Here is a 3,398-nt window from a genome sequence, read left to right as displayed (position 1 = left end):
CGCCGCACAGGCCCGGCCGCCAGGCATCCCGCGCGATCCTGCCACGCGTCCACGGGGGGCTCAAGCCGGCGGCGACGGCCGGTCCGCCGGCGGGCCGCGGCGCAGTCGAGCTCCCGCGCGAAAGCGAGACGACGGCAACGGAAACAAGGCCTTAGCCGAATTGATTCCCGTTTTATACCCGCGACCGAGCTGGCGTCCGTCGCGTCGCAGCCCCTACTCTGGGACGCCCCCTCCACCACGGATCGCCCATGTCCCTGTCCCGCGCAGTCGTCTCTCTCGCGTTCGGTGTCCTGCTCGCGCTTCCGCTCGCCGGCCGCGCTCACGAGGTCGTGCCGGCGGACTGGTGCATCAAGGACAAAGAGGCGCCGAAGATCGTCGCGCGGTTCGAATTCGACGGCCCGCAGTTGCACGAGCTGATGGACAAGTGCGGCATCGTCGAGAAAGAGGACGCCTGGGCCACGGCCACCGCGACCATCGTCGCTTATTGCAAGATCGTGGCGCCGCTCGAGAATGCGGTGCCGTTCGTGCTCGGCCCCGAGGAGTTCCTGGACGCCAGCCACCACGAGCGCTATCGGCTCGAGCAGGGCCTCAGCGGCGCCTGCGCGGTCTGCCCGCCCAAGCCCTGAGTATCCGCAAAGGCTGCCGGCCGGGCAGCTGCCGTACGCGTTCCACTGATCGACGCGACAAGGAACGTCGCGCCGGTCAGACCAGAGCGTCGCGCCGGGTATAGGCCAGCACCGCATCCACGCGGTGCTGCAGCGAGGCGCGGGTTTCCGGCGCCAGCCCGTCGCAGCGCCCGAGCACGAAATAAGCCGATCGCAACACGTCGCGCCAGCGCGGGTTGCGCGGCAGCTTGGCGACGGTGAGGTAGCGTTCCAGCGCCCGCGCGCGCAGCCGGCCGTCGTCGATGTTGACCCGCCAGATCCGGCTTTTCTCGGCGAACTCCAGCCGGCTGGTGCCGGTGGTGCGCTCCCAGGCTTCGATCGTGGCCAGCATCAGCTCGACCAGGCTGCGGCGGAAACCGTCGCGCACCGAAGACTCGGCGGCGGCGTCGACCGGCCCGGCCGCGGCTTCGGTCGCGGCTTCGACCGGCGACGGCGGCGCGGCGGTGTCGCGGCCCTGCGGCGCGAGCAGCACCAGGCCGTCGCCGCCCGACCAGGGCTCGAGGGTCGCGATCAGGGGCGCGCCTTCGCGCGCGGCGATCCTCAGGCCTTGCGCTGCGCTGTCCTCCATCCGTTCCAATGCCGAGGCCAGGGCGGCGCGGCCGGCTTCGCCGACGAAGGCCGCCACCGGCTGCCCGACCAAGGTCTCGTCCTCGCCCGCCCCGAGCCAGCGCCGGCCGGCGCGATTGATCGCCAGCACCTGGCCTTCGGCGTCGAGCAGGCACAGCGGTTCGTCGCGGCTGTCGAGCAGGCCCTGCAGCAGGCTGCGGTCTTCGGCCAGGGCGTCGGCTTCGCGGCGGTAGCGCGCGAGCTCCTCTTCATGGCGGACTCGCTGCGCCTGCTCGCGCAGACGCGCGCGCTGGTGCCGGCGCTGCTGCAGCAGCAAAAAGCCGAGCAACACCGCCACCGCCAGCGCCGCGGCGAGGCCCAGCAGCAGGGTGCGTTGGCGCAGCTGCGCGCTGCGCAGGCGGTTCTCGTTTTCCAGCGCGGCGATGGTGCGTTGCTGTTCGGCCGATTGGAAACGCACGCGCAGCCAGTCCAACTGGCGGTCGTGCTGGGCGCGCGCGAGCGCGATCGCCTTGCCATGGGCCTCACGCAAGGTCGCGTTGGCGGCGGTCGCATCGCCGGCGCGTTCCTGCGCGGTGGCCAGTTCCTGCAGCAGCGGCACCCGCATCGGGTCGCCTTCGGGCGTGGAGGCCAAGGTGTCGCGCAAACGCGCGGTCGCGGCGGCGGTCGCGCCCGACAGCTGCGCGGTGCGGGCGATCTGCAACTGCAGCGCCGGCGGCAGCGGTAGTTTCCAGGCGTCGGACAAGGCCAGGGCGGCGGCGCTCCAGCGCTGCGCCTGGGCCAGGTCGCCCTGCGCCAGCGCGACCCGGGTCAGGCCGTCGTGCACGCGTAGTTCGTACACCCGGTTGCCGCCGGCGCGGTACACGGCCAGCGCTTCCTGCAGCCAGGCCGCGGCCTGCGACGCATCGCCGCCGTCGAGGGCCAGCTCGGCCATCGTCTCCAGCACGTGCGCGGCCTCGACCGGCTCGCGCTTGGCCCGGAACGAGGCCAGGGCTTCGCGGTAATAGCGCATCGCCGTGTCGGGCTCGCGCAGTTCGCGGTAGACGTCGGCGATGTTGTTCAAGACCGCGCCCGACACTTCGCCGCGCTTGCGCTGGAGATCAAGGCTGGCGGTCAGGCTGCGCAAGGCGCCGCGGAAGTCGCCGAGACGGCGCAGCGCGGCGCCGACGTTGCTCAGGTCGCGCGCGGTCGCGGCGGAGTCGTCGCGCGCGCTCGACAGGCTCGCCGCGCACTCGAACCGGGCCAGCGCCTGCGGGATCCATTCGCGACGGAAGTCGAGGATGCCGCGCCGCCGCTCCAGTTCGTAGCGCAGGCCGGCATCGCCCGCGCCGCCGATCACCGCCTCGGCGCAATCGAGCGAGCGCCCGGCGTCCTCGATGTGCCCGGCCTCGAGTTGGGTCTTGGCTTGCGCGAACAGGGCCTGGGCGGACACGGCCTGGGCCGCGCCCTCTCCGGCGACCTGCGTCGGGCCGAGCTTCGCGCGCTGCAGACACAGCGCCGGTTCCGGCAGCGCCCGCATTGGGGTGGCGCCCGGACAACCGACCAGCACGCCCTGCGCCGACACGCCTTCGCACACCAGCAGCAGGGCCCATACCGTCCAAGCGTGACGACGCTTCGATCCGGTGCTTACTTCGGCTTCGCGGTTCAGGCGCGAAGCAGAACACGACAAACGCATCAGACCATCCTTATCCGATCCCGGCACGGAGCGGACGGCTTCGCTCGCATGCGCATGTAGCGGGCCGGTCGCGTCTTCCTGCGCCCGCGACCGGCCTGCGGTAAGAAACACCGCCACAGGCCGTCCGCGGCCATCGCTGTCGGCGCTGGAGCGACCCGTGGAACTCGGCCGCCGGCATCGCCGCCGAAGCACGACGCAGTCCGCTGATCGCGCCGGGCTTCGCTGCGCCGTACGGCGGTTTCCTCGAGCTTAGCAGCCGCGATGCACGGGCCGACAGGCGCGGCGATCGGTTCGACTTCTCAGTTTTCGCGGCCCGGGCCGTGCCCGGCTGCGTTCGCGCTCGCTCAGCGCCGCCACTGCGCCAAAGTCTCCTCGGCCAGGCGGCGGGTCAGCTCGAAGGTCGACATCGCCCGGCCCAGGCGCGCCGCCTGTCCCGACCACAGCGGCATGAAATCGGCGGCGCCGGCCGCCTCGGCCTGCGCGCGCAGGGGCGC

2 protein-coding genes are annotated in these 3,398 nt (G+C 72.5%); one reads left to right on the top strand and one right to left on the bottom strand.

Features of this window, described 5'->3' with window-relative positions; genetic code table 11:
* The first annotated feature begins 248 nt into the window (after window positions 1-248).
* Window positions 249-626, top strand: coding sequence for a hypothetical protein (locus ACSAMQ_RS20275; RefSeq protein WP_435397386.1), 378 nt, complete (start codon window positions 249-251; stop codon window positions 624-626).
* Between the two features lie 76 nt (window positions 627-702).
* Here ACSAMQ_RS20275 and ACSAMQ_RS20270 read toward each other — a convergent pair whose 3' ends face one another.
* Window positions 703-2,904: a PAS domain-containing protein gene (locus ACSAMQ_RS20270; RefSeq protein WP_435397385.1), complete on the bottom strand. Its 2,202-nt coding sequence runs from the start codon at window positions 2,902-2,904 to the stop codon at window positions 703-705.
* Window positions 2,905-3,398: the final 494 nt, after the last annotated feature.

Source organism: Lysobacter sp. 1R34A, assembly GCF_051217035.1.
Classification (GTDB): Bacteria; Pseudomonadota; Gammaproteobacteria; order Xanthomonadales; family Xanthomonadaceae; genus Lysobacter.
This window is presented reverse-complemented; position numbering and strand designations above follow the sequence as displayed.

Bases quoted from the DNA above. Each gene is read 5' to 3' on its own strand.
- ACSAMQ_RS20275 (WP_435397386.1), top strand. From the start codon at position 249: ATGTCCCTGTCCCGCGCAGTCGTCTCTCTCGCGTTCGGTGTCCTGCTC.
- ACSAMQ_RS20270 (WP_435397385.1), bottom strand. From the start codon at position 2,904: ATGCGTTTGTCGTGTTCTGCTTCGCGCCTGAACCGCGAAGCCGAAGTA.